The sequence below is a fragment of the Bradyrhizobium sp. USDA 3650 genome (assembly GCF_054057395.1).
Genome location: NZ_JBSRZG010000001.1, coordinates 469,003 through 491,208, shown reverse-complemented (window position 1 = coordinate 491,208; position 22,206 = coordinate 469,003). Strand labels below are relative to the sequence as shown.

The 22,206-nt window shown below is 63.0% G+C and carries 26 protein-coding genes; 8 read left to right on the top strand and 18 right to left on the bottom strand.

Annotation, left to right across the window (positions count from 1 at the left end):
* Positions 1 to 132 precede the first annotated feature (132 nt).
* From ACVIN2_RS02395 to ACVIN2_RS02355, 9 genes are all read right to left on the bottom strand, one after another.
* On the bottom strand, positions 133 to 1,110 hold the full coding sequence (locus ACVIN2_RS02395) for a TRAP transporter substrate-binding protein (RefSeq protein ID WP_456764356.1): 978 nt from the start codon (positions 1,108 to 1,110) through the stop codon (positions 133 to 135).
* A gap of 37 nt (positions 1,111 to 1,147) precedes the next feature.
* Positions 1,148 to 2,461 (bottom strand): TRAP transporter large permease, encoded by a 1,314-nt coding sequence (locus ACVIN2_RS02390; RefSeq protein ID WP_456764355.1) that lies wholly within the window; start codon positions 2,459 to 2,461, stop codon positions 1,148 to 1,150.
* A gap of 2 nt (positions 2,462 to 2,463) precedes the next feature.
* Positions 2,464 to 3,057, bottom strand: coding sequence for a TRAP transporter small permease (locus tag ACVIN2_RS02385; protein ID WP_456764354.1), 594 nt, complete (start codon positions 3,055 to 3,057; stop codon positions 2,464 to 2,466).
* 166 nt (positions 3,058 to 3,223) lie between these two features.
* The gene (locus tag ACVIN2_RS02380; RefSeq protein ID WP_275172553.1) at positions 3,224 to 4,021 is read right to left on the bottom strand and encodes an MBL fold metallo-hydrolase; all 798 of its coding nucleotides are present in this window, start codon (positions 4,019 to 4,021) and stop codon (positions 3,224 to 3,226) included.
* 19 nt (positions 4,022 to 4,040) lie between these two features.
* Entirely contained in the window at positions 4,041 to 4,817 is a 777-nt protein-coding gene (locus ACVIN2_RS02375; protein ID WP_027517965.1) for a TatD family hydrolase, read from the bottom strand.
* 12 nt (positions 4,818 to 4,829) lie between these two features.
* A complete protein-coding gene (gene metG, locus ACVIN2_RS02370; protein ID WP_456764353.1) occupies positions 4,830 to 6,851 on the bottom strand; it encodes a methionine--tRNA ligase in 2,022 nt (673 codons plus the stop codon).
* Positions 6,852 to 6,960: 109 nt separating this feature from the next.
* Positions 6,961 to 8,007, bottom strand: coding sequence for a DNA polymerase III subunit delta' (locus ACVIN2_RS02365; RefSeq protein WP_456764352.1), 1,047 nt, complete (start codon positions 8,005 to 8,007; stop codon positions 6,961 to 6,963).
* On the bottom strand, positions 8,004 to 8,690 hold the full coding sequence (gene tmk, locus ACVIN2_RS02360; RefSeq protein ID WP_456764351.1) for a dTMP kinase: 687 nt from the start codon (positions 8,688 to 8,690) through the stop codon (positions 8,004 to 8,006). Before tmk ends, ACVIN2_RS02365 begins: the two co-directional genes overlap by 4 nt.
* 2 nt (positions 8,691 to 8,692) lie before the next feature.
* On the bottom strand, positions 8,693 to 9,955 hold the full coding sequence (locus tag ACVIN2_RS02355) for a D-alanyl-D-alanine carboxypeptidase family protein (protein ID WP_456764350.1): 1,263 nt from the start codon (positions 9,953 to 9,955) through the stop codon (positions 8,693 to 8,695).
* Between the two features lie 151 nt (positions 9,956 to 10,106).
* Between ACVIN2_RS02355 and ACVIN2_RS02350 the strand changes: the two genes are divergently transcribed.
* Positions 10,107 to 11,060, top strand: coding sequence for an alpha/beta fold hydrolase (locus tag ACVIN2_RS02350; protein ID WP_456764349.1), 954 nt, complete (start codon positions 10,107 to 10,109; stop codon positions 11,058 to 11,060).
* On the opposite strand, the gene ACVIN2_RS02345 is transcribed toward ACVIN2_RS02350, so the two are convergent.
* The 3 genes from ACVIN2_RS02345 to ACVIN2_RS02335 all read right to left on the bottom strand — a co-directional run bounded on the left by ACVIN2_RS02345 (position 11,057) and on the right by ACVIN2_RS02335 (position 13,353).
* On the bottom strand, positions 11,057 to 11,992 hold the full coding sequence (locus tag ACVIN2_RS02345) for a septal ring lytic transglycosylase RlpA family protein (protein ID WP_456764348.1): 936 nt from the start codon (positions 11,990 to 11,992) through the stop codon (positions 11,057 to 11,059). The genes ACVIN2_RS02350 and ACVIN2_RS02345 overlap by 4 nt on opposite strands.
* Before the next feature lie 687 nt (positions 11,993 to 12,679).
* Positions 12,680 to 12,994 carry a hypothetical protein gene (locus ACVIN2_RS02340; RefSeq protein WP_456764347.1) on the bottom strand — a complete coding sequence of 105 codons (315 nt, stop codon included), beginning with the start codon at positions 12,992 to 12,994 and terminating at the stop codon, positions 12,680 to 12,682.
* A 41-nt stretch (positions 12,995 to 13,035) separates the two neighbouring features.
* Positions 13,036 to 13,353, bottom strand: coding sequence for a DUF1476 domain-containing protein (locus ACVIN2_RS02335; protein ID WP_456764346.1), 318 nt, complete (start codon positions 13,351 to 13,353; stop codon positions 13,036 to 13,038).
* A gap of 248 nt (positions 13,354 to 13,601) precedes the next feature.
* On the opposite strand from ACVIN2_RS02335, the gene ACVIN2_RS02330 reads away from it, so the two are divergent.
* Entirely contained in the window at positions 13,602 to 13,826 is a 225-nt protein-coding gene (locus tag ACVIN2_RS02330) for a hypothetical protein (protein ID WP_027566955.1), read from the top strand.
* A gap of 61 nt (positions 13,827 to 13,887) precedes the next feature.
* Here the strand turns inward: ACVIN2_RS02330 and ACVIN2_RS02325 are convergent, their stop codons facing one another.
* The 4 genes from ACVIN2_RS02325 to ACVIN2_RS02310 form a co-directional block, all read right to left on the bottom strand.
* A complete protein-coding gene (locus tag ACVIN2_RS02325) occupies positions 13,888 to 14,079 on the bottom strand; it encodes a hypothetical protein (RefSeq protein ID WP_456764345.1) in 192 nt (63 codons plus the stop codon).
* Between the two features lie 128 nt (positions 14,080 to 14,207).
* Positions 14,208 to 14,912, bottom strand: a complete 705-nt coding sequence (locus ACVIN2_RS02320) for an endonuclease/exonuclease/phosphatase family protein (protein ID WP_456764344.1) — start codon at positions 14,910 to 14,912, stop codon at positions 14,208 to 14,210.
* Complete coding sequence (locus tag ACVIN2_RS02315; protein WP_456764343.1) at positions 14,912 to 16,945, bottom strand: VTT domain-containing protein; 2,034 nt, start codon at positions 16,943 to 16,945, stop codon at positions 14,912 to 14,914. Before ACVIN2_RS02315 ends, ACVIN2_RS02320 begins: the two co-directional genes overlap by 1 nt.
* A gap of 186 nt (positions 16,946 to 17,131) precedes the next feature.
* Positions 17,132 to 17,428, bottom strand: a complete 297-nt coding sequence (locus ACVIN2_RS02310) for a hypothetical protein (protein WP_456764342.1) — start codon at positions 17,426 to 17,428, stop codon at positions 17,132 to 17,134.
* A gap of 309 nt (positions 17,429 to 17,737) precedes the next feature.
* Here ACVIN2_RS02310 and ACVIN2_RS02305 point away from each other — a divergent pair, with 309 nt between their 5' ends.
* Complete coding sequence (locus tag ACVIN2_RS02305; RefSeq protein ID WP_456764341.1) at positions 17,738 to 17,944, top strand: hypothetical protein; 207 nt, start codon at positions 17,738 to 17,740, stop codon at positions 17,942 to 17,944.
* Positions 17,945 to 17,985: 41 nt separating this feature from the next.
* Here ACVIN2_RS02305 and ACVIN2_RS02300 read toward each other — a convergent pair whose 3' ends face one another.
* Positions 17,986 to 18,729, bottom strand: coding sequence for a DUF7168 domain-containing protein (locus tag ACVIN2_RS02300; protein ID WP_456764340.1), 744 nt, complete (start codon positions 18,727 to 18,729; stop codon positions 17,986 to 17,988).
* Between the two features lie 525 nt (positions 18,730 to 19,254).
* Here ACVIN2_RS02300 and ACVIN2_RS02295 point away from each other — a divergent pair.
* Together ACVIN2_RS02295 and ACVIN2_RS02290 are read left to right on the top strand one after the other, a co-directional pair.
* Positions 19,255 to 19,434 carry a hypothetical protein gene (locus ACVIN2_RS02295; RefSeq protein ID WP_456764339.1) on the top strand — a complete coding sequence of 60 codons (180 nt, stop codon included), beginning with the start codon at positions 19,255 to 19,257 and terminating at the stop codon, positions 19,432 to 19,434.
* Positions 19,435 to 19,448: 14 nt separating this feature from the next.
* Positions 19,449 to 19,697: a hypothetical protein gene (locus ACVIN2_RS02290; protein WP_456764338.1), complete on the top strand. Its 249-nt coding sequence runs from the start codon at positions 19,449 to 19,451 to the stop codon at positions 19,695 to 19,697.
* Between the two features lie 572 nt (positions 19,698 to 20,269).
* Here ACVIN2_RS02290 and ACVIN2_RS02285 read toward each other — a convergent pair.
* Positions 20,270 to 20,605, bottom strand: a complete 336-nt coding sequence (locus ACVIN2_RS02285; protein ID WP_456764337.1) for a hypothetical protein — start codon at positions 20,603 to 20,605, stop codon at positions 20,270 to 20,272.
* Between the two features lie 566 nt (positions 20,606 to 21,171).
* Between ACVIN2_RS02285 and ACVIN2_RS02280 the strand changes: the two genes are divergently transcribed.
* From ACVIN2_RS02280 to ACVIN2_RS02270, 3 genes are all read left to right on the top strand, one after another.
* A complete protein-coding gene (locus ACVIN2_RS02280) occupies positions 21,172 to 21,333 on the top strand; it encodes a hypothetical protein (RefSeq protein ID WP_456764336.1) in 162 nt (53 codons plus the stop codon).
* Positions 21,334 to 21,415: 82 nt separating this feature from the next.
* A complete protein-coding gene (locus ACVIN2_RS02275; RefSeq protein ID WP_456764335.1) occupies positions 21,416 to 21,577 on the top strand; it encodes a hypothetical protein in 162 nt (53 codons plus the stop codon).
* 386 nt (positions 21,578 to 21,963) lie between these two features.
* Positions 21,964 to 22,131, top strand: coding sequence for a hypothetical protein (locus ACVIN2_RS02270; protein ID WP_456764334.1), 168 nt, complete (start codon positions 21,964 to 21,966; stop codon positions 22,129 to 22,131).
* Positions 22,132 to 22,206: the final 75 nt, after the last annotated feature.

The window sequence follows — 22,206 nt, the reverse complement described above, 5'->3', positions numbered from 1 at the left end:
CGGCTTCCGGTGAGCTCCCACCGGCAAGGCCGTGCCGCGTTACGCCTCGTGATCTTGCCTGGTGGCCAATGCCGCTGATACGGGAGAACCTTCCGCTCGCGTCGCGAGAGCGAGCGGAAGATATTCCAGCCCTCACATCTTCTTGTAGGCGTCAACCAGGGCCTGGCCGTCGGCTCCCGCCTTCTTGAGCCAGTCGGCAGTGAGCTGTTCGCCGATCTTCTGGAAGCCGGCCTTCAGGGCCGCGCTCGGCGGCTCGACCGTCATGCCCTTGGCCTTGAGCTGATCGATGTACCAGGTGCTCTTGTCCTGCCAGGCCTTCCAGCCGCGGGTTTCCGCGGTCGCGGCGGCCTTGAGGATGGCCTCCTGGGTCGGCTTGTCGAGCGCCTCGAACGCGGCCTTGTTGACGAAGGTGTAGTCCTTCGGGATCCAGGCTTGCACGTCATAGAAGTACTTCAGCGACTCCCATGCCTTCGCATCGTAGCCCGTGCCGCCTGACGACATGAAAGAGTTCACGACGCCGGTCGCAAGTGCCTGCGGCAGCTCGGCGGCCTGGATGGTGACCGACTGCGCGCCGACCAGCTCGCCGATGCGCGCGGTCCCAACGTTGTAAGCCCGCCATTTCAGGCCCTTCATGTCTTCGATCGTCGCAAGCGGCTTGTTGACATAGACGCCCTGCGGTGCCCACGGCACGACGAACAACAGCTTGAGCCCCTGCGCATCGAGCTTCTTCGTAATCAGGGGCTTCGACGCCTGGTACAGCTTCATGGCGTCCGGAAAGCTGGTCGCCAGAAACGGCACGACATCGACCCCGTACACCGGATCCTCGTTCTCGTGGATCGACAGCAAGACTTCGCCCATCTGCGCCTGCCCGGTCATCACCGCGCGCTTGATGTCGGGCGCCTTGAACAGCGAGGCGCCGGGATGGACCGTGATCTGGAGCTTGCCGGAGGTGGCAGCTTCGACGTCCTTGGCGAACGCGACGAGATTCTCGGAGTGCGGATTGTCGGCCGGATACGCTGCCGGCAGATTCCATTTGGTTTGAGCCAAAGCGGGTGTCGCAGCCAGCACGGCGCCGGCGATCAGGGATGCGCGGAATAAACGAGACATCATCGGGCTTCTCCTCACAGTCAATTTCAAAACGGTACGCTCAGTCTGGGAAAGCGAGCTTGGGCAAGAACATCACGATCTGCGGATATTCCGTGATGATGAACACGGCCGCGAGCAGCAGGACGAAGAATGGGAACGCCGCCCGCGCGACGGTCAAGGTATCACGCCCGCTCATATTCTGGAGCACGAACAGATTGAATCCGACCGGCGGCGTGATCTGCGCCATCTCTACGTGGATGATGAGATAGACACCGAACCAGACCAGGTCGAGACCGGCCTGCTTGACCATCGGTAGCACGATCACGGCGGTCAGGACGATCATCGAGATGCCGTCGATCAGGCATCCCAGGATGATGTACATGATGCTCAGATACAGCGCGAGCATACCCGGGGTGAGCTGCTGGCCCTGGACCCAGGTGGCGAGCGCCGCCGGAATGCCCGTATAAGCCATCGCTGCGGTCGTGTAGGCAGCGCCTGCCAGGATCAGCATGATCATGCAGGTCAGACGCGTCGCGCTCATGATGCTCTCGAGGAAGTTCTTGCGTGTGAGCGTGCGGCTCCACCACGCCAGCAGCAGCGCGCCCGAAACGCCCCAGGCGGCGCATTCCGTCGCGGTCGCAAACCCCAATACGAGCGACAGGAAGACGGCCAGGATCAGAAGCAGGCATGGGGCGAGCTTGGCGGATTCTTGCAGCTTCCGGCGAAACGACATCGGCGGGTCGCGCGGCGGAACCTTTTTTGGATTGAGCAGCGACCAGATGATGATGTAGCCGGAATAGAGCACCATCACGAGCACGCCCGGCAGGAAGCCGCCGAGGAACACCTGAAGCACGGAGACATTCGCCGTGACCGCATAGACCACCATTGGGATCGACGGCGGGATCAGCAGTCCGAGCGTGCCGGAGCCCGCGAGCGAGCCTAGACTCAAGCCCTTGTCGTAACCACGCTTGTCCAGTTCGGGCAGCGCGATCTTGCCGATGGTCGCACAGGTCGCCGCCGACGAACCCGACACCGCCGCGAAGATGCCACAGCCGATCACGTTGACATGAGTGAGGCGCCCCGGCAGCCACTGCACCCAGGGCGACAGGCCTCGAAACATTTCCTCGGATAATTTGGTGCGGAAGAGGATTTCGCCCATCCAGATGAACAGCGGTAGCGCAGCCAGCGTCCATGACGAACTTGCGCTCCACGTGGTCGTCGCAAGCACCGAGCCGAGCGGCAGGCTCGTGGTCAGCGCCATCGCTACGAAACCGACGAGGCCCAGCGAAACGGCAATCCAGATGCCGCTTCCCAGCAGCACGATCATGACACCGAGCAGAATGAACGACAGTTCGATCATGCCGAGATTGGCCATCGTCAACCTCCGCCGCCCTGTGAGATCCGCTCGATGAATTCGTCCGGGGTCTCATCCGGCGAGCCCTTCTCGTAGCTCGGCCGGTTGCCCCCGACGACACTGATCATTTCATCAATGAGCGCGATCGAGAGGATCACGAGTCCGCCGGAAAACCCGAGTTGCGGAATCCAGAGCGGAAGCGCGACGACGCCCTGCGCCACGTCGTTGAAGCGCCAGGAATCGTAGGTCATCTGCACGGCATGCCGGGTGAAATAGAGGATGAAAGCGGCGGCAATGCCGAGGGCGACGACCTCCGCAACCTGTTTGGAGCGCCCATGCAGACGCTCCAGCAGCAGGCCGACGCGGATCATCTCGCCGCGCTTGAAGGTGTGAGCGAGGCCGAGGAATGCCATCGCGGCCATGCACCAGGAGGCGAAATCATCGCCGGCGGGAATGTTGACCGCAAACTGGCGCCCGATCGACATGATCATCATGATTGCAAAGATCGCAACCATGAAGGCGCCGGCGGCGTATCCCGCACCGAGATAAAGGAGATCCAGCGCGCGTCGCACCGGTCTCCGGCTCGTGACATCGTCCCCTGCCAACGCGATCCCCATCCTCACACGAGGCGATTCAGACAGTCCCGGCGATCGTACGTCGCACGCCGGTCCTGCATGAATATCGCCTCTGCCCAGCGCCCTGTCTTTCAGACGTTAGATCAACATGATGGGGCTAGCGCAAGCAAGGAGTATGCCGGCTCTCGCCGGAATTTCCACCGCAGGTTCAGCGCGTCTCCAGCCGCAGCCCGTCATACGCGGGCACCACGCCCGCCGGCAGCGACTGCCGGATCACCTCATAATCGACGTCGGCCGTCATGTTGGTGATGACGGCGCGCTTCGGCTTGAAGCGCTCGATCCAAGACAACGCGTCGTTGATGCTGAAATGGCTGACATGGCTGGTGTAGCGCAGGCCATCGACGATCCAGAGATCCAGATTTTCCAGTGCGCCCCAGCTCTCGCGCGGGATGTCGTTGAGGTCGGGTGTGTAGGCGGCATCGCCGATGCGATAGCCCAGCGCGGGAATATTGCCGTGCTGAACCAGAAAGGCGGTCATCGTCACCGCGCCGCCCTTCCCCTGGATGGTCTGGCTTTCACCGGCTTCGATCGACTGCGCCGTCAGGATCGGCGGATAGTCGCTGCCAGCCGGCGAGACAAAGCAATAAGAGAACCGCGACATGATGTCGTTCGCGGTCGTCTGATTGAGATAGGTCGGAATCCGCCGGCGCATGTGCATCACGACCGAACGCAGATCGTCCATGCCGTGGGTCTGATCGGCGTGCTCGTGGGTCAGGAACACTGCATCGATGTGGTCGACATTGGTCGAGAGCAATTGCTCGCGCAGGTCCGGCGAAGTGTCGATCACGATACGCGTGGTGCCCTCGCCCGATGTCTGCTCGACCAGCAGCGAACAGCGGCGACGGCGGTTCTTGGGATTGTTGGGATCGCAGGCACCCCAGCCGAGTGCCGGGCGCGGCACGCCGGCGGAGGAGCCGCAGCCCAGGATCGTCAGCGTCAGCGTCAGCGTCATGCGGCTCCCAGTTCTAAGCTTTCACCCTGGAGAACAGGCGAAAGAAGTTTTCGCTTGTCTGGCGCGAGATCTCGTCAAACGACACGCCGCGTGTTTCGGCGAGCACTTTTGCGACCTCGACCACATAGGCCGGTTCGTTGCGCTTGCCCCGGAACTTGCCCGGCGCAAGGTAGGGCGAGTCTGTTTCAACCAAAATACGGTCGGACGGCAGTTCGGCCGCAAGCGCGCGCAGGGCCTCGGACTTCTTGAAGGTCAGGATGCCCGTGAAGCCGATATAGAGCCCGAGCGACACCGCCTTCAGCGCCAGCTCGCGCCCGCCGGTGTAACAATGCAACACCGCGCGAAACGATCCCTTTGCCGTCTCCTCTTCAAGGATGCGGCCGCAATCCTCGTCCGCCTCGCGGGTGTGGATCACCAGCGGCAGGCCGGTGGCGCGGGCGGCGGCGATGTGGGCACGAAAGCCCCTCGCCTGCGCCTCCGGCGAGCCGTTGTCGTAGAAATAGTCGAGCCCGGCTTCGCCGAGCGCAACGACCTTGGGGTGCTGCGTCAGCGCAATCAGCTCGTCCGGCGCGATGCCGTCTTCCTCATCGGCGTTGTGCGGATGGGTGCCTACGGAGCAATAGACGTCGTCATAGCGCTCAGCGATGGCCAAAAGCTGGTTCAGCTTTTTCACCCGAGTCGAAATGGTGACCATGCGGCCGATGCCGGCCGCTCGCGCCCGCGACACGATCCCGTCGAGATCCTCCGCAAAATCCGGAAAATCCAAATGGCAGTGGCTGTCGACCAGCATCGCGCGAACGCCTTACGCCGCCGGCTCGATGTAGCGCGGGAAGGCCGGCGTCGGCGCGGGCAGCGTCGTACCGGGCGCGATGCGCGTCGCGCCGCCGAGCGCGGCGAAGTTGCGCTCGCCTTCGGGGATACCGAGGCTGTCCAGCAGCATTCCCGAGGCCGTGGGCATCGCCGGCTGGGTCAGGATCGCGATCTGGCGCACGACTTCGGCAGTGACATAGAGCACCGTCCTCTGCCTGACAGGATCGGTCTTTGCGAGCGCCCACGGCGCTTCGCCCGCGAAATAGCGGTTGGCTTCCGCGACTACCGCCCAAACGGCATTGAGCCAGTGATGGATTTGCTGCGTCGCCATCGCTTCGCGGGACGCCGCGAGCATGCCATCAGCTTGTGACAGGATCGCCTTGTCGTTGTCGCTGAATTCGCCGGGCTCCGGGAGCACGCCGCCGAGCTGCTTGGCGATCATCGATAGCGAGCGCTGCGCGAGGTTGCCGAGATCGTTGGCGAGATCGGCATTGATGCGCGCGACGATGGCCTCGTGATTATAGTTGCCGTCCTGGCCGAACGGCACCTCACGCAGAAAGAAGTAGCGCATCTGGTCGACGCCGTACTGGTCGGCGAGGTTGAAGGGATCGACCACGTTGCCGACCGACTTCGACATCTTCTCGCCCCTGCTGAACAGGAAGCCGTGGGCATAGACCCGCTTCGGTAGCGGGATCCCGGCCGACAGCAGGAAAGCCGGCCAGTACACCGCATGGAAGCGGATGATGTCCTTGCCGATGATGTGCACGTCGGCAGGCCAATAACGCCAGTTCTTGTCGCTCTCGTCGGGGAAGCCGACGCCGGTGATGTAGTTGGTGAGAGCGTCGACCCAGACATACATCACGTGCTCTTCGTCACCGGGCACCTTGACGCCCCAATCGAACGTCGTGCGCGAGATCGAGAGATCGCGCAGGCCACCCCGTACGAAGCTCACCACCTCGTTCTTGCGCGAGTCGGGACCGATGAAATTGGGCTGCGTCTCATAGAGCTTGAGCAGCCTGTCCTGATAGGCCGACAGGCGGAAGAAGTAGCTCTTCTCCTCGACCCATTCGACCGGCGTGCCCTGCGGCCCGAGCCGCACGCCGTCGTCGTTCAGGCGCGTCTCGTCCTCGGCGTAATAGGCTTCGTCGCGCACGGAGTACCAGCCGGCATAAATGTCGGCATAGATATCCCCGTTCGCTTCCATGCGCCGCCAGATCTCCTGGCTGGAGCGATGATGCTGCTCCTCGGTGGTGCGGATGAAACGGTCGAACGACACGTTCAGGCGCTCGTCCATTTGCTTGAAACGGCCGGCATTGCGGGCCGCGAGCTCCGAGACGGGCATTTTTTCGCTGGCCGCGGTCTGAACCATCTTCTGGCCGTGCTCGTCGGTGCCGGTCAGGAAGAACACGTCCTTGCCGTCGAGTCGTGCGAACCGCGCCAACGTATCGGTCGCGATTGCCTCATAGGCGTGGCCGATGTGAGGACTGCCATTGGGATAGGCGATCGCGGTCGTGATGTAGAAGACGTTGTCGCGCGCGGGCACGGCCACTGGCGTGGTGGCCTGCGGCGCTGCGACGGACTTCGGTACGCGCGAGGCCTTGGGCTTCGATACATTGGGCTTCACAGCCTTCGGCGGCGTGGCGACAGGAGCTAGTGTGGTGGCCACGGCGGGCGCAGCCACCCTCGCCGTCTTGGCTATCTTCTTCGCCGAGGCCTTGTTTTTCGCAGAAGCCTTGTTTTTCGCCGAAGCCTTGGCTGGCTTTTTGGTCGCTTCCTTCACCGTCTTCTTGGCAACGACCTGCTTCTTCGCTGCCTTCTTTGCCGTCTTCGCGGCGCTCTTCTTCGCGATTTTTTTGGCAGCCGTCTTTTTAGTTTTCGTGGCTCTCTTGACCTCTTTGGCAGCTTTGCGCGCGAGCGCCTTCACGGCCTTCTTCGCGGCTTTCTTGACGGCTTTTGTGGCAGCCTTCTTCTTGCTGCTCTTGCCCTTGGCGGTTTTCTTAGCTCGCGCTGCCACGACGAATTCCTTTACCGGCTTCTCGAAATTTGGAAACGAACCTGCGTTAGTTTATTGTCTTGAGCATGATCCCATCGGAAAACCGCTGCACAGTTTTCCGGATCATGCTCTAGCGCGTTGCGTCCGCCAGCCAGCCGAACACCGAGAAAACCAAGGGCTTTCGCTCCAGATTGTAGGTTTCGGTGTCGCGCGCGGCGCGGACGATCTTTTCCCATACCTCAGCTAGGCGCGCAAGGCGCGGCAGATTCTGGTTGGCATTGGCCTCGTCGGCGTGCAGGCGTTCCGCGATCCAGCGATCGATGCCGTCGATGAAGGCAGCAAGCGCAACGCGGTCGCTGGTGCCGAGCGATTCGCCGAGCGTGTGCAATTCGCGCGGATCGACCTGCGGCAATCGCGCCAGCAGCGCGGCTGTGCGCTGCTGGAGCTTCAGGGCGTCACCGCCGAGCAGCGTCAGCGCCCGCGCGACGCTGCCCTCTGAGGCCTCCGCCGCCTCGCGCAACGCCGGATCGTTCGGGTCGAGATCGGCAGCGGTTGCGGCTGCAGCAATCACGTCGTCGGTTGCGAGCGCGCGCAGGCGCAGCTTGCGGCAGCGCGACTGAATTGTGGCGAGCACGCGCGCCGGCGCGTGGCTCACCAGCAGGAACAGCGATTGCTGCGGCGGCTCCTCGAGAATTTTCAGCAGCGCGTTGGCGGCATTTGGGTTGAGCTCGTCGACGGTGTCGACGATGCAGACGCGCCAGCCTTCGGCCGCCGCGGTCGAGCCGAAGAAACCGATCGTCTCGCGCGTCTCGTCCACGGTGATTACCGTGCGCATCACGCCGCGATCGTTGGCGGTGCGCTCCAGCGTCAGCAGGCCACCATGCGAGCTTGCCGCAACCTGCCGCGCCACGGCGTGATCAGGATTGATAGCTAGATCTTCGGCGCGCTGCACCGAAAGCGCCAGCGGCTGGCCGTGAGCGAGCACGAAGCGCGCCATCCGATACGCCAGCGTCGCCTTGCCGATGCCTTGCGGCCCGCCAATCAGCCATGCATGCGGGATGCGCCCGCTGCGATAGGCGGCGAGCAGCGCGGTCTCGGCCTCGCGATGGCCGAACAGAACGCTCGTCTCGCGCGGATGAGACATGGCAGTTTCGCGCTCGGTCTGACGCGGGCTCATATGGACACCACCGATGCCGGCGTTGGAAGCAGGCGATCGCGCAGCGCGGTCCAGATGCGTCCGGCAACCGTATCAGGATCGGAATTGGCATCGATCAGCACGCAGCGCGCGGGATCGTCCGCCGCGATCTTGCGATAGGCTTCGCGCAGGCCCTGATGGAAACCGAGCTTCTCGGCCTCGAACCGGTCTGGCGTGCCGCTTCCGCGGCGTGCGGCCGCGCGCTGCAAGCCGATCTCAACCGGCAGGTCGAGGATGATGGTGAGGTCCGGCTTGAGATCGCCGATCGTGACCCGCTCCATCGCGTTGATCAGCGCCGCCGGTACCCGGCCGAGGCTGCCCTGATAGGCCCGCGTCGAATCGGCGAAGCGGTCGCACAGCACCCAGGTGCCCTGGTTGAGCGCGGGCTGGATCACGGTGTGGACATGGTCGTCGCGCGCAGCCGCGAACAGCAGCGTCTCGGCCTCGGGTCCGAGCAGCTTGCCCATGCCTGACAGCACCAGATGGCGCATGATCTCGGCGCCCGGCGAGCCGCCCGGTTCGCGCGTGACGAGGATGCGCATCCTGGCTGCCTTGAGACGGTCGGCGAGCTTCTTGATCTGGGTCGACTTGCCCGTGCCCTCGCCGCCTTCAAAGGTGACGAAACGCCCGCGTCCGGACGGCCACTTTACCGCGCTTTCACTCATGATCAGAGCTTCTCGGCGCCCGCACGGAACATGCCGATCACAAGCTCGCTGGCGCCGTCGATCGCACGGCGCACGGTCGAGCCGGTGCCGATCGCGTCAGCAGCATAGACCGGCGTCTCCACCGCGATGTTGCCGCTGCGCCAGACCCTGACCAGCCCGACCTTCTGGCCGGCCTCGACCGGCGCGCGCACCGGGCCGCTATAGACGACGCGCGCGATCAGCTTGTCGCTGCCGTTCTTGTGCACCATCACTTTCACGGGCGTCTTGGCGACCAGTTTCACCGAACGGCTCTCGCCGCCGAACACCTTGGCGTAGCCGACGGACTGATCGGCCGCGATCAGGGTGCGAGTCTCGAAATTGCGGAAACCCCATTCCAGCATCTTCTTGGCTTCGGTCGCGCGATCGTCGGGATCTTCCAGCCCGTTGACGACGACGATCAGCCGCGTGCCGTTCTGCACGGCCGAGCCGACCATGCCGTAGCCGCCCTCCTTGGTGTAGCCGGTCTTGAGACCGTCGGCGCCTTCCATGGAGTTGAGCAGCGGATTGCGGTTGGGCTGGCGGATCTTGTTCCAGGTGTATTCCTTCTCGCCGAACAGTTTATAGAATTCGGGGAAATCGAGAATGATGTGCCGGGCGAGAATGCCAAGCTCGCGCACCGTCATCTTGTTGGCGGGGTCGGGCAAGCCGTTGGAATTGCCGAAGGTCGACTTCGTCAGGCCAAGCTCGCGGGCGCGCTTGGTCATGAAGTCGGCGGCGAAAATCCGCTCGTTGCCCGCCATGGCTTCGGCGAGCGCAATGCAGGCGTCGTTGCCGCTCTGGATGATTGCCCCGTGCAGGAGATCGTCGACCGTGACCTTGCTGTTGATCGCGGCGAACATGGTCGAGCCGCCGGAGGGTGCTCCGCCCCGGCGCCAGGCGTTCTCACTGATCCGGTATTCGTCGGTCAGCTTGATGTCGCCCTTCTTGATGGCGTTGAAGACGACCTCCGCGGTCATCAGCTTCATCATGCTGGAGGGCGCGCGCAGTTCGTCGGCGTTCTTCTCGAACAGCACGCTGCCGCTGGAGGCCTCGATCAGGATCGCGGTCGGGGCGTCGCCATCGAAGCCGGCATCATCTGTTTTCTTGGCGCCTTGGACGCTCTGGTTGGCGGCGTAGAGCGCCCCGCCCCAGCCAATGGCCGCCACCACAGCCGTGGCGATCAGCCCACGCGCCAGCGCTCCGGCGGTGAACCGGCTGCGCCCCAACGAGGAAAGATGAAATTCCATGGCCAAGCCCTGAGAGCGGCGTTCTAACAGTTGGAGCCAGTGCGAACAACACGCGGTGGCCGCTTGTCCCGAGATTGCACGATTCTCGTCCCGCCCCTATCGTGGCACCTCAGATTTTCTGACCAAACCCCTGAAACAAGGCGGAAAAGCGATGTCCTCCACCCGCGTGATCAAGGCCAATGGCATCGACCTGTTCATCCGCGAAGCCGGTCAGGGGCCGCTGGTGGTGCTGTGCCACGGCTGGCCGGAACTCTCCTACTCCTGGCGCCACCAGATCCCGGCGCTGGCGCAGGCCGGGTTTCGCGTCGTCGCCCCCGACATGCGCGGCTATGGCCAGAGCTCAGCGCCGCCCGAGCCGACGGCCTATTCGATCTTCGACACGGTCGGCGACATCGTCGGCCTCGTGCAGGCGCTTGGCGAGACCAAGGCGATGGTGGTCGGCCACGATTGGGGTGCTCCGGTGGCCTGGCACGCGGCGCTGTTCCGGCCCGACATCTTCACGGCGGTCGCCGGCCTGAGCGTGCCGCCGCCGTTCCGCGGCCGCGGCAAGCCGCTCGACCTCCTGCGCCAGGGCGGCATCAGCAATTTCTATTGGCAGTATTTCCAAGCACCCGGCGTTGCCGAAGCCGAGTTCGAGCATGACGTCGCGCGCACCATGCGCATCGTGCTCGGCGGGCGGGGCCTTGCCGATCCCTCCGCGGCGATGTTCGTGCAGGAGGGCAAGGGCTTTCTCGGCCACGGCAATCCGGAGGAGCCTCTGCCGGCCTGGCTCAGCGAGACTGACCTTGCCTATTTCACTGAAGCCTTCCGGAAGTCCGGCTTCCGCGGCGGGCTGAACTGGTATCGCAACCTCGACCGCAATTGGGAGCTGACGGCGCCCTGGCAGGATGCGCAGATCCACCAGCCCTCGCTCTTCATTGCCGGCTCGAAAGACGCCGTCATCACCGGCCTGATCGGAGCCAAGCGCGTCAACGAGCTCGAGCGCGTGCTGCCCAATCTGAAGCGAAAGCTGATCATCGAGGGCGCCGGCCATTGGGTCCAGCAGGAGCGGCCCGAGGAGGTGAATGCGGCGCTGGTGAAGTTCTTGAAGGAAAGCGCGGCCTAGTAGAGGCCTCGGCCGCTCAGGATGCCGCGGGCTTCGGCAGCGCCATCCGAGGCGTAGGCGCCGGACGGTGTGCTCTCGGTCGCATAGCGGCCGTCCCCGTCATAGGACACGGCGCGGGCGTTCTGGACCGCCCGGCCCCGGTTACGGCTCGAGGCCGACATTTCCGAGGTCGCACTGAGTGAAGCCATGTCGGCGGAGGTGTTGCCGAGATTGTAGGGCCGTCCCTCCGGCGTCGGAACTTCGCCGCGCATGGCACCGCGGTTCGACGACGGCAGCTCCGGCACGAACGGTCGCGCCGAGGCGACCCGGACCATCGAGGGCGAAGGCGCCGGGGTCCCGGTGCGCAAGGTGGCCATCAGCTGGCGGTCGTCGGAGCCTTCCAGCGGCGCCCGGCCGACATATTCGACACGGACCTTGGCGATGCCATTGCCTTTGAATTCAAGCAGTTCGGCGGCCTTGTTCGAGACGTCGATGAGCCGGTTGCCGTGATAGGGCCCGCGGTCATTGACGCGGACGATCAGCGACTTGCCGTTCGAGACGTTGGTCACCCGCGCATAGGACGGCATCGGCAGGGTCGGATGCGCCGCGGTCAGCGAGCCCATGTCGAACACTTCGCCATTGGCGGTCAGGCGGCCGTGGAAATCGTCGCCGTACCAGGACGCCATGCCCTCGGCACGGTAGTTGACGTCCTCTTCGGGCACATAGGTCCGGCCACCCACCACATAGGGCTTGCCGACGCGGTAGGCGCCGCCGCCCTTCGGGACCGGATCGCCCAAAGCCACGACCCGGGGGCTCGAGGACACGCCGTATTTCGGATCGACCCGGCTGGCGAATTTGTTGGAGGACGCGCAATTGGCAAGCGCAAGGCAGGTCGCGGCCGCCGCAGCAGCGCGCGCGGCCCGCAAAACCGAATCTGAACGTCGGATCCCCATTCGCCCCAAATACCATTCCGCCGGAGCCGTACCTAACCCGCTTTGGCTACGGGGCAGCGCTGTCCGGTCCTTTGCTCCGAGGCGGCCCACCACCGCGTCGGAAGTGGTAACGATAACGCAACCCGAACACGGCGGAAATGGGGAGCCCACAGCGTTCACGCCGGGATGGTAAACGGGGCGTATGCGTTCGCCCCGTTGAACTACGGGCCCGGGCGCCCTGCTCCGTGCCACGGCCGGACATTCTGTTGCGCCAAATCCTCACTCCACCCCCATTGTCGCGCGGCTCACTGGAATTCTTTTGACTGTGCAAGGCCGCCCGCGTTTTCTCGCGTGCAGGGCGGAATGGAATGAGACGATGATCGAGACGGTTTCGGCACTGATGGGTTTGGTAAGCGCGGGGATCTTCCTGGCCCATGCGTTTGAAGGTTACCGCACGAGGGCCTGAGGCACTCGCGCGGACGGCAAGCATCACCCTTTCAAGACGGCGCGTTCGGACATTTTTAAGCGATCCGATCGAGCATCGAAGACGAGAGCGGCAGGTGTCCCATGCGCAACCATGACCTCGTATCCCATGACCTCGTATCCGGCGGCTTCCTGGCATTGACCGCCGGTGGTTTGGTCCTGCTGTGCTCCAGCCTCATGGCATTGGCCTTCGCCTGAGCACCCGGCACTTCCCGAAAAATACGCTTAGCGCAGTCCAAGCAGCGAACGCCGATAGAGGCTGTCACGGGCTTCGCTCAGGCAGACGAAGCTGCCGTCAAAACCCTGGGCGTACCGCTTCTGGCCTTTGCCGTAGTAGACGCCTTTGCTGAAATCGAGCCAGACGACCCGGTCGTGCGGGCAATGACGCTGCGCCTGCGCCTCGTAGCGAAATGGCGTCAGCGGCGTGGCCGATACCTCAGCGCCGCTGCAACCGACCAGGATCGCAACAGCGAGCGCGATCGCGCCGGGCCATGTGCCGAAGCTGCTCCAATATACTCCGCCAGATACTCCGCAAGACACCACCCGCCTCCCGATCCCAGCCGTCGACGGCCGGCTTGCTTTCACTTGTCCGCTTCGAGTTGCTGCAACGCCTGGTGCAAGCATTCCTGAAGCTTGGCTGCCACCTGGTCCCGCGCGACGCCTTTGGCGGCGAGATCGCCTGACACCTTGTCGAGGATCTCGTCCATCGTCTGCTTCTCCAGATGGTCCGTCACCAACGCCGTCGCGTAGCTTGCCGCGGCATCGCCGCTGAGGCCGAGCTGGGTTGCGGCCCAGAGCCCGAGCAGCTTGTTGGACCGGGCCGTCGCCTTGAACATGAGCTCCTCGTCGTGGACGAATTTGGCCTCAAAGCCCTGCTCGCGCTTGTCGAACGTGGTCATGGTCAGCTCCATTGTCGTTTCGCTGATCGGGATCGGACTGGCTGGAAGCGAACGTCTCCGTGGTTCACGTCAGGGTCATGAAGCTTCCGGCGGAAGCCAAACGCCGTCAAGCCCGCTGGGCTGCGCCCACCGGGCGCGCGCAGGGCACCGATCAGCTCCACGCCAGCCAACCCCGCTAGGCAGAGATGTTTACTGTTCGTTAAGCAGACTCAGCGCCGCATGGTCCGGGGGACATCCAGAGCTGACGCATGAACAAAGAACTGCGGGAGTTTCGACGGCTTGAACGGGTCTGCCTGGAGCAGGCAGCCCTCTCCACCATGGACCTCGCGCGAGGCGGGTTGCTCAAGGTCGCTGACGATTGTCGCGTCGCAGCCGAAGCGATCGAGGCACAATCGCCTCGCAGACCTTTCGCAAGTGCCGTCCAGGCGCTGAAGCAAGCGTTGAGCGTGACGCGCGTCCCTCACCGGCACTGAGGCCAGCGCTCGCGGGCAAGGACAAGGACAAGGACATCTTTGACGGGGCGACCGCGTGCGGTCAGCCCTTCGCGTCCGTCTGCTCACGTGCCAACCGTTCGGCCCTCAGCCGCTCCTTGTTGGCATAGAACGCCTTCTGCGCCGCTTCGTGATCGCGCATGGCTTTTTCGGCTTCGATACGGCGTGTCGCATCGCGCGCCTGCCGCTGTTCGGGAGTCAAAGGCTTGCGCCGGTAGGAAATGTCTTCCGTCATGGCAAAATAACGCGGGGGTGAGGAAAGAGTTCCTCATGGTCACGCTGAGCGGCACTGCGGGCCGACCGCATAATGTGCGAAAACAACCCCATGCACAGTAGCCAAGTCCTTCTACGTAAAGCACTTTTTTATCGCGCTGACGGTGCGTTTGACCCGGCCGGGATCTCGATGTCGGCAATAACAGGCAAGTGGTCTGAATAGGCCCTCGCCCCTTCGTCGGTCCAGACCTTCCCGATCCGGCTGTCGGAGGTTGCATAAATCCGGTCGAGCCGCAGCAGGGGCAGATGCGACGGGAAAGTTCGCAGCCGCGTCCGGTTCGGGCAGACCTGCGCGAGCACGCGCCGCACCGATTTGATCCAGAACCAGTCGTTGAAATCCCCGAGGACGACGGTCCTTCCAGGTTTCACCAGGCTCACCAGCGCCTGAGCCTGCGCATGGCGCTCGTGGATGCTCAAGCCGAGATGCGTGGCGACCACGCGGACATCGCCAACCGGCGTCAGCAGTCCCGCGGCGATCGCCCTGCGCGGCTCGCGCTCACGATACGACACGTCGACGATCTCAGGCGGGCCCGAGAATGGGAAGCGGCTCAGGAGCGTCTGGCCGTAGTCGCCATCCGCCGTGACGATCGACTTGGCGTGAACCCGGTGATCGCCGACGACACTCGCCAGCTTCGCAAACGGATCGTCCGATCGCGATCGCGAATCCACCTCCTGAAGCGCGACGACATCGGGAGCCCATTTGCGAATGATGGAACAGATTCCCTCGAGATCGAACTTCGGATTGAGATTGAAGGTGCCATGCACATTCCACGTCATGAAGCGCATCGGCGCCATCAGCGCCTCCCGGCGAGCCACGTCGCGACGAATTGCGCGCCTGCGCAGATCGCGAGCCAGCCCAGGAACGCCAGTGCGAGCAGCAATATGTTGAGCCAGGACGCATTCCTGGCGAGATCGGCGATCTGAGCCCCCAAAACTGCCATGGCGAGAATGCCGGGCGTCATGCCGAGCAGCGTTCCGATCAGGAAGTCACGCAGCGGCAGCGTGCTCGCGCCAGCCACGACATTCACCACCGAGAACGGTGCGATCGGAATCATCCGGATGACGACGACAGCCAGAATACCCTTGCCGACGACACGTTCCTGGATCCGCGCGGTACGTCGCCCCAGCAAACGCTGCAGGCGTTCGCGCCCGAGTGCCCGTCCGATCGCAAACAGGACAAAGGCGCTGAGCAAGACGCCCGTGATAGCGGTGACGAAACCCAGCCATGGTCCGAGTGCGGCAGCAGTTGCCGCAATGAGCACGAGAACCGGAAAAACCACCAACCCGCCGATGACGAAAGCTGCAATCGCGAACGGCGGCCCCCAGACGGATTGCGAATAGGCAGACAGAAGCGTCGACATCCGGTCCGTGTCGGCGAAATCGCTCAACGACGTGTACGACCAGGCCATCGCCAGTCCAAGAAGCGCCACGGCGATCGAGACCATCCCGATGATCGTCTTCGTGCTCCACATGCGCGATGCCGCCCGCTCCAGATGCAGAGGCCGCTCAGGGTCCGCCACCGGCTGAACCATCGTGGCCAGAGTGCTGGTCAGCACCGAGGATTCCACGTCCCGCAGCGCCTTCGTCGCACATTCTCTTGAGACGTCGTCCAGGAGCGCAAGAAGACGATCGTCGTTTTGCGCGACGGCCTGTTCGTCGAGACCGCAGAAATGGCCGATCAGGCGACGGCGGAGCGACGCGATGAAATTCCGATGCTCGTCTGATGCGGCTTCAAAGATCAGGTCGCATTCGCTGTCGGCGCCCATCGATCGATTGTTCAGATTGGCCGAACCGATCCTCAAGATCCGATCGTCGACGATCATGAGCTTGCTGTGCACCATCACGGCCGCTTCCGTATCTCCCTTCCGCGACACCGGGTAGACGAAGCGGATGCGATCGGCGATTCCGGCCGAACTGAAGCAGTCGATGAAGGCGCCCCGGCCGTTCTGCATGGCTTGGGATTCCAGCCACGAGGAATGCAGTTTCGGCGTGACGATCAGAACCCGAAGCGACGGCACGCGCAGCATCTGCTCCGTCAATTCGCGCGCGATCTTGGTGGCACTGGTGAACTGGTTCTCGATGTATACGAAGCTCGTCGCGGACCGGATCGCTGCGATCAACGAGCGTTCGACCTCCCTGATGGTCGAACCCGCCGGACAGACCACCTCGGTCCTGGCGATGCCCACCGGCATATGCTCAGCCTCGACCGGCACATTCGCCGGCCAGCGCAAGCTTTTCAGCGGGCGCCGATCGTCAATCTGTTGGCCCGCCGCGCGCCAGCGTTGCTCCACGAGGTCGAACAGCCACGCCGCCGCATCCCCGTCGACCATGCATTGAACATCATGAAACGGCAGGTATGGCTTGCCCTGGGGATCACAGCGCGATGCGTGATCGGCGCGATGATCACTGGTGTCCCAGCGCCTGATCGTCAGATCGAGCCCGCCGACGAACGCCAGTGAACCGTCGACGCAGACGATCTTCTGGTGTTGGGCCGACCCAAACGGAAGCGTGGAATCCAGGTGAAACCGGACGCGGCCATCCGTATCGCCGGTAAATTTGGCCGCGGAATTCCATTCCCTCTCGGAAGCGTAGAACGAGACGAAGTCCCAGACGAGAATGTTGATCCGCAAGGTGGGGCGGCGCTGGACCAGCGCGCGCAGCAATGGGCCGAGCTGTTCCGGCAAGCCGTCATCCGCTCGCCCGAATTCTCCGACCAGCCTGGTCTCACTATGGATATCCCACCCGACGATATAGACGAGATCCTGCGCCTGCAGCAGTGCCTCGCGCAGCGCCGCGAAATAAGCGGCAGCATCGTTCAGAACCGCCACACGCAGCGCCTCGCACCGCCGCCAGACAGTGTCGCCGGGGATCAGGGTCGATGAGCTCTGAAGCAGGGAGACCTCGCCATTTGCGTTCGCGTTGAAACGCACTGAACGCGCAACGGGTTCCCCAACTCAGAACCAGGGTTCACTGTTCAGCGTGTGCGGATTCCGGCGCCACAGCCTCCCTCGCCGCTACTTGGTTCGGACCGCCCTTGCACCAGCGCCTTTCAAGGCGTCTGCGATCTTCTCGGGCGCATCGCCGTGAAAATCCACGGAGACCTCGATCCGGCCTTCCAGCTTCTGGTGCCCCTCCGGCTCAGGCGCGGCCTTGGCGTCAGGACCGGCCGGGCGTGTCCCCGTCGTGTTCGCATCCCCGACGGGCTGGACAAAAACGTCGGTTCGCGGCACGCCGCATTCCTGCACGACATGCTCAACCGCAAGCTCGGCGCCGCGCCGCGTGTCGAATTCTCCGATGATCGTGCTTTCCAAGGGCGCCCTCCGTGGCTGGACCAGAGTGCGAACAACTGGTCAGCGAGGGCCAGGTTCCTGAACGCGCGCGGGCGTTTAGAACCGAACGATCCCAAACATGAACAGCAGCGCGAGAGTGATCAACCCGGAGACCAGCAGCGAGCCGAGACATCCCAGCCGGTTCGAGAAAAAGAAGAACATGCCTCGCCCATCCCATAGCTTCGTGACGGGCTAAGTGCTCCCATTCGACAGCGTTCCTGGAGGCGTTTTTGGGCACGCGAACAAGAACCAATCCAAGAACTAATCATTGCGCGGGACGTTGAGTCCGCCATGTCAGACGCTTTTGATTATTTCCGAGCGCATGCGGTCCGGGCCCTTTGCAAGGCCCGGGCGATGCCGCGCGGACGCATGAAACATCTGCAAACCATCGTGGCCCGGATCTACCACCTGCTGACCAAGGAGGCTGCGTACCGGCCGAACCTGCAGCATATGGACGACTTCCGGGCAGCCCAGAAGCTCGAGAAGTCCATCGACTGAACTGCGATGACGGTGACGCTGCACGGCCTCGCCCGACGCGTTCAGCGTCGTTTGGAAGTGGTCCCCGACTGCGCCTTGCCAAGCCCCGGATTGATGGTCAGCGACGCGCCGGCCGCGCCGCCGGCTTCATAGGCCGTCATCGACACCATCCGGCTGGCGCTGCGCTGGGTCCGCATCTTCAGGCCGAGCTTGTCGAACTCCGCATCGACCACCGACGTCTTGAGAACCACGAGCCCGCGACCGGAGCTTTCGTTGACCTGATCGCGACTGGCCTTGATCGCCAGCAGCCTATCCGCGATTGAGGCGACCATGCCGAGCGCGAAGGAGGCATTGGCCAGGTGCCGCTCCTGGTGCCGGAACCTGCTGTAGTCGACCGAGGTCTTGAAGCGGCCAAGCTCAGTGCGCACGGCGCCGTCGATCAACTCAGCCAGATAATGCGCGACCTCGATATCCGCGCCGAGACCGAAGAACACATAGCGGTTTTCGCCGGCCGGGCTCTTCTCGCGCCAGACCCGACAATCGCAGAAACGAGCGATCGCGCCGATGCAGTCGTCCAGCGGAATGCGCTTCTTGCGAAAAGTCTCGTAGACCCTCCGCTCGCACGACGACGCGCGCAGTTCCACGTCCGAGAGCGACAAATCGTGGCGATCCAGCAGCTCGGCAACCTTGGCGGCGGCAGACAGCGCCTCGTCCTCGGTGCAGCCATTGGCGATCGTCTTGGCGCGCAACGCCTGAATGCGGAGTTTCAGCTTGTCGAGCGCGGCTGGATTGGAGGTCTGATGCACTGATTACCTGTCCGGGTAAACCCGACGTATAGAACCCGGTCGGATAGACCGGCGGAAGGGGTGTCTTGTCAACTGTATTGATCTTCGACGCTTTTTCGAACGGACCTCGCTCTCCTTCTACCGTGCGGTGCACGACCTCGCCGCACTTGATCGTAACATGCAGAGACGAGGCTTCACTCCAATCGACGCTCTCGCTCAAATTCTACCGCAACTGACAGATCACCGTTCGGAAGCAGACCACCACAAGCCGAACGAGGTTGCGCCTTGGCTTTGGCGGCTGCGTCGTGTTCACAGTATTTCGAGCTTGCAGTCAGCGGGCTTTGATCCCTGCGCTTGCTGAGGTTAGTCGTGGCAGACTGGTGCATTGAAAGACGCAGTGATCAAGGCCGTCGATGGGTTTTGTGCCGCGACACATTCCTGAAGGGACTAGCCTTCGCTGTTAAGGTTTAGCGGTCAGGTTAACTCCGGCGAACGTTTTGCTGAGAGCGTCCAATTCGATATGACCTCGAGCAGAGGAATATTCGAATGTCCACTAGGACCGCGTTTCAGACTGCAGATGCAGACGAGCCCCACAACTTTTTCGATATCGCCATTCCCCTCACCTTCAGCGCTGTAGCCGTCCTGGCCACAGCTGTTTCGCTGGAGGCGATTGGATTCATCGCTTGGCAGCCAGCCACCTTTTTGGTTGCCTATATCTTTGGCTGACGCGATTGGCTGGCATGAGCGAGTTCGAAGGCCTATCTGACCAGTTCATTCTGCGGATGCACGAGTTCATCCGCCAAGAGGTGCAAGCAGATAAGCTAGCCGGCACGCGTTTTGTCGGATTGCCAGCGAGGCTGCGCGCGGAGGCTCTTGCACGCGAAATCGAGCGGCGCGATTTGTTTAGCGCGGCAATTGACTGGCCTCAGCATCTTGAGCCTGGAGCGGACAAATACGCGCCGACCATTGGACACCGGAAGACGATCTAAAAGGCTCTCGCCTAGCGGCCTCGGTCTAACCAGTCCCCGGCCCCTCTGAGCCGGGGCCGTCTCTCCATGAGACTACCGCTAGGTTGACGCCTCGCGCAGCTAACTCCCGGTCCAAATCTTTCAGGCGCCGGAGCAGGTTCTCGACGATCTCCATGCAATCGGAAGGTCCCAACGATTGCACGCCGCGCGCCGCTAGCTCGCGCTCCAACATGGCGGCTATAATGATTTGAATGCTCACAAATTCTCCGCCGGCTTCGCCCCAGAGACGGTACGGCTCAACTTAAAAATGGGTTTCGCTAAAGCGAAAGGCCGCAGGGTGGTTCCAGCCCCCACTGCGGCCATCCCGGGCAAATTAGAAACTGGTACTTAAATCTCGCCGGTGTTCTCACAGTAGAACACCGTGTTCCGAATAAGGATTCCGTAAGACTACCGGAATTCCAAGCGGCCCGGATTGTCACCCGGATGAGGAAATGGCACCGGTTCCTTACCAGCCCCATGCTCCCGGCTGCGGATCAGAGCGCCGGGAGCGACGCTAGGCGGTACGTAGACTTCCCATATTCCGGGGGGGGGCGCTACTGCCACAGCCGGCGCGTGATGTTGAACAACGCCGCAAGCGGGACGCCCACCAAGACACCCAGCATGCCGTACGACGTGACCAGCAGCGCAGCACCAAGCGGCCCCGCGCTTGTCGCAAATCCATAGGCTGCGCCTAAGCCTCCCAGCGTCCCGGCAAAGACGACCATGTTGCGGTCGTTGCGCGCCTCGACGTTATAGATCGGGGGCTTTTTGCGGTGAAGAATGGGAGGACCGAACGGCACCTTCGAGCCGCAATTTGGACAAGCCGACGCACTCGTCGAAACCGGGTGGTCGCAGTCGTGGCAATCGATCAGCTTTTTGGTCCGTCCCATGCGCGCTTCTTCGACACAGAAAGACGGATTAGGACACCGTCGGACAATGAGGTGGCGGAAGGGGTGGGATACTGATCAGTCACAGATAAGCACGTCGTGACAATGCCTTACCAAGCCTCCGTCCTACCCGCTATCGCGCAGGGTACATTTGAGGGCAAAGCTACGGTTTTCGGCTGTGTCCGCCCGTCCAATTTTTCTCCAAGTGGCGGTCGGCGTTGTCGTGCTTCGGCACCGCGATTGCGGCAGGCGCCCTTATGAGCGGGCGGTCCGGTGAGCAGCTCAGTTCCTCTAACAGCCCGTTTGTTGCGAGCGGTCAATGGGATACAGAATGATCTTACCGGGCCCTCGCGCGCGGGATTAGCTCAGATCATCGCTCTCGTGAACGCCTTGAAGGACGGATGAGCGCACCTCGCCCCTGCCCTGATTTGACGATCTCGACCTAGATGCCCCTGTGTGCGATGCGTTCGCTGTAGGGCTGGCATCTTGGGATTAGGGGCGTCACGCCGCTGGCTTGACGCCACTCGCAGTGTAGTGGCCCACCCGCGCGGTTATGGGTTGGGAGATAGATGGTGCGCAAAATACTGTTGACTGCTCTGGTCGCGCTGGCGCTCGCGTCGACGGCCGTCGCGCAGGACTGGAAGGAAGGCCAAGCGGTGAACCTGACAGAACCGCGCACGGTAGCCTGCACCTCGGCGCCGTATTACCGCGAATGGCATCGCATCAATTGATGCAGGCCGTGCCATCGACGCCCTGAATTTCGCAATGACGTATTGCCGATTGATTGTTTGGGTCCCGATCCCGCTGCGCGTCATGTACGAGGACGACCTCAGCGGCGAGCGCAATCCCGGCGTCTGCGTTCGCCAGCAAAACTGGCGGAACTGCCTGTGGGTCGGTCGGGAATTTCTCAAGCCGTTCGACTACGAAGCGATGCGGAAATTTTTGACTACCCCGCCTCAGAGCGAACTGAAATAAGCAGTGCGGTCGAACAACGCACCGGCCGCGACGGCAAGGTGATTAGGCTCGGTCAAAATCTAAGGCTAAGCCACCCTGCCAAACCAAAGGCCGCGCCGCCGGCCGCTCCGAAAGCCGCGGCGGCAAAAGACGGTCGCAGCGAACCCGCATAAATCCGACCGCGCAATCGCTGAGGACCTTGGCCCGGCCACAAGACCGTCCGCCGCGCTCGATCAACTGTGTCAAATGGCACAGTTGAAAAGAGGACAGGACAGGACGGCAAGGCAAGGCCCGGAAGGCACCGGAGGCCAGAGCCAAGCCTCCAGCAAAGCCAAAGGCCGCGCCTCCACCCTCCGCAGACTTTTGGCTCCATACTCGATCTCGGCAAGAAGCTCCGGCTCCGCCGGATGCGTCAAGCAACGAACCTGCGCGCCGAACCGGCGAACCATGAGCTGATAGCCATCATGCTCGATTTCGTGGACCCACGATGGGCCGCCGGTGGTCGCGCCACCTTCGACGGCTGGCACGGTTCGATGAAGCCGGACGGACGGCGCACTGCGCCGGTTCCGGTTTAGTTCTGCGCTCGATCATCGGGTGGGGACAAGTGGCGACAGCCCTTGGTTGCGAGCGTTCCGCCGCTATACTTTCGA

Coding starts and splice junctions, on each gene's coding strand:
- tmk (WP_456764351.1), bottom strand. CDS start 8,690: ATGAGTGAAAGCGCGGTAAAGTGGCCGTCCGGACGCGGGCGTTTCGTC.
- ACVIN2_RS02275 (WP_456764335.1), top strand. CDS start 21,416: ATGTACGAGGACGACCTCAGCGGCGAGCGCAATCCCGGCGTCTGCGTT.
- ACVIN2_RS02395 (WP_456764356.1), bottom strand. CDS start 1,110: ATGATGTCTCGTTTATTCCGCGCATCCCTGATCGCCGGCGCCGTGCTG.
- ACVIN2_RS02375 (WP_027517965.1), bottom strand. CDS start 4,817: ATGCTGGTCGACAGCCACTGCCATTTGGATTTTCCGGATTTTGCGGAG.
- ACVIN2_RS02345 (WP_456764348.1), bottom strand. CDS start 11,992: ATGGGGATCCGACGTTCAGATTCGGTTTTGCGGGCCGCGCGCGCTGCT.
- ACVIN2_RS02280 (WP_456764336.1), top strand. CDS start 21,172: ATGGTGCGCAAAATACTGTTGACTGCTCTGGTCGCGCTGGCGCTCGCG.
- ACVIN2_RS02295 (WP_456764339.1), top strand. CDS start 19,255: ATGTCCACTAGGACCGCGTTTCAGACTGCAGATGCAGACGAGCCCCAC.
- ACVIN2_RS02270 (WP_456764334.1), top strand. CDS start 21,964: ATGCGTCAAGCAACGAACCTGCGCGCCGAACCGGCGAACCATGAGCTG.
- ACVIN2_RS02285 (WP_456764337.1), bottom strand. CDS start 20,605: ATGGGACGGACCAAAAAGCTGATCGATTGCCACGACTGCGACCACCCG.
- ACVIN2_RS02325 (WP_456764345.1), bottom strand. CDS start 14,079: ATGACGGAAGACATTTCCTACCGGCGCAAGCCTTTGACTCCCGAACAG.
- ACVIN2_RS02335 (WP_456764346.1), bottom strand. CDS start 13,353: ATGACCACGTTCGACAAGCGCGAGCAGGGCTTTGAGGCCAAATTCGTC.
- ACVIN2_RS02330 (WP_027566955.1), top strand. CDS start 13,602: ATGAACAAAGAACTGCGGGAGTTTCGACGGCTTGAACGGGTCTGCCTG.
- ACVIN2_RS02385 (WP_456764354.1), bottom strand. CDS start 3,057: ATGGGGATCGCGTTGGCAGGGGACGATGTCACGAGCCGGAGACCGGTG.
- ACVIN2_RS02320 (WP_456764344.1), bottom strand. CDS start 14,912: ATGGCGCCGATGCGCTTCATGACGTGGAATGTGCATGGCACCTTCAAT.
- ACVIN2_RS02350 (WP_456764349.1), top strand. CDS start 10,107: ATGTCCTCCACCCGCGTGATCAAGGCCAATGGCATCGACCTGTTCATC.
- ACVIN2_RS02290 (WP_456764338.1), top strand. CDS start 19,449: ATGAGCGAGTTCGAAGGCCTATCTGACCAGTTCATTCTGCGGATGCAC.
- ACVIN2_RS02390 (WP_456764355.1), bottom strand. CDS start 2,461: ATGGCCAATCTCGGCATGATCGAACTGTCGTTCATTCTGCTCGGTGTC.
- ACVIN2_RS02305 (WP_456764341.1), top strand. CDS start 17,738: ATGTCAGACGCTTTTGATTATTTCCGAGCGCATGCGGTCCGGGCCCTT.
- ACVIN2_RS02355 (WP_456764350.1), bottom strand. CDS start 9,955: ATGGAATTTCATCTTTCCTCGTTGGGGCGCAGCCGGTTCACCGCCGGA.
- ACVIN2_RS02365 (WP_456764352.1), bottom strand. CDS start 8,007: ATGAGCCCGCGTCAGACCGAGCGCGAAACTGCCATGTCTCATCCGCGC.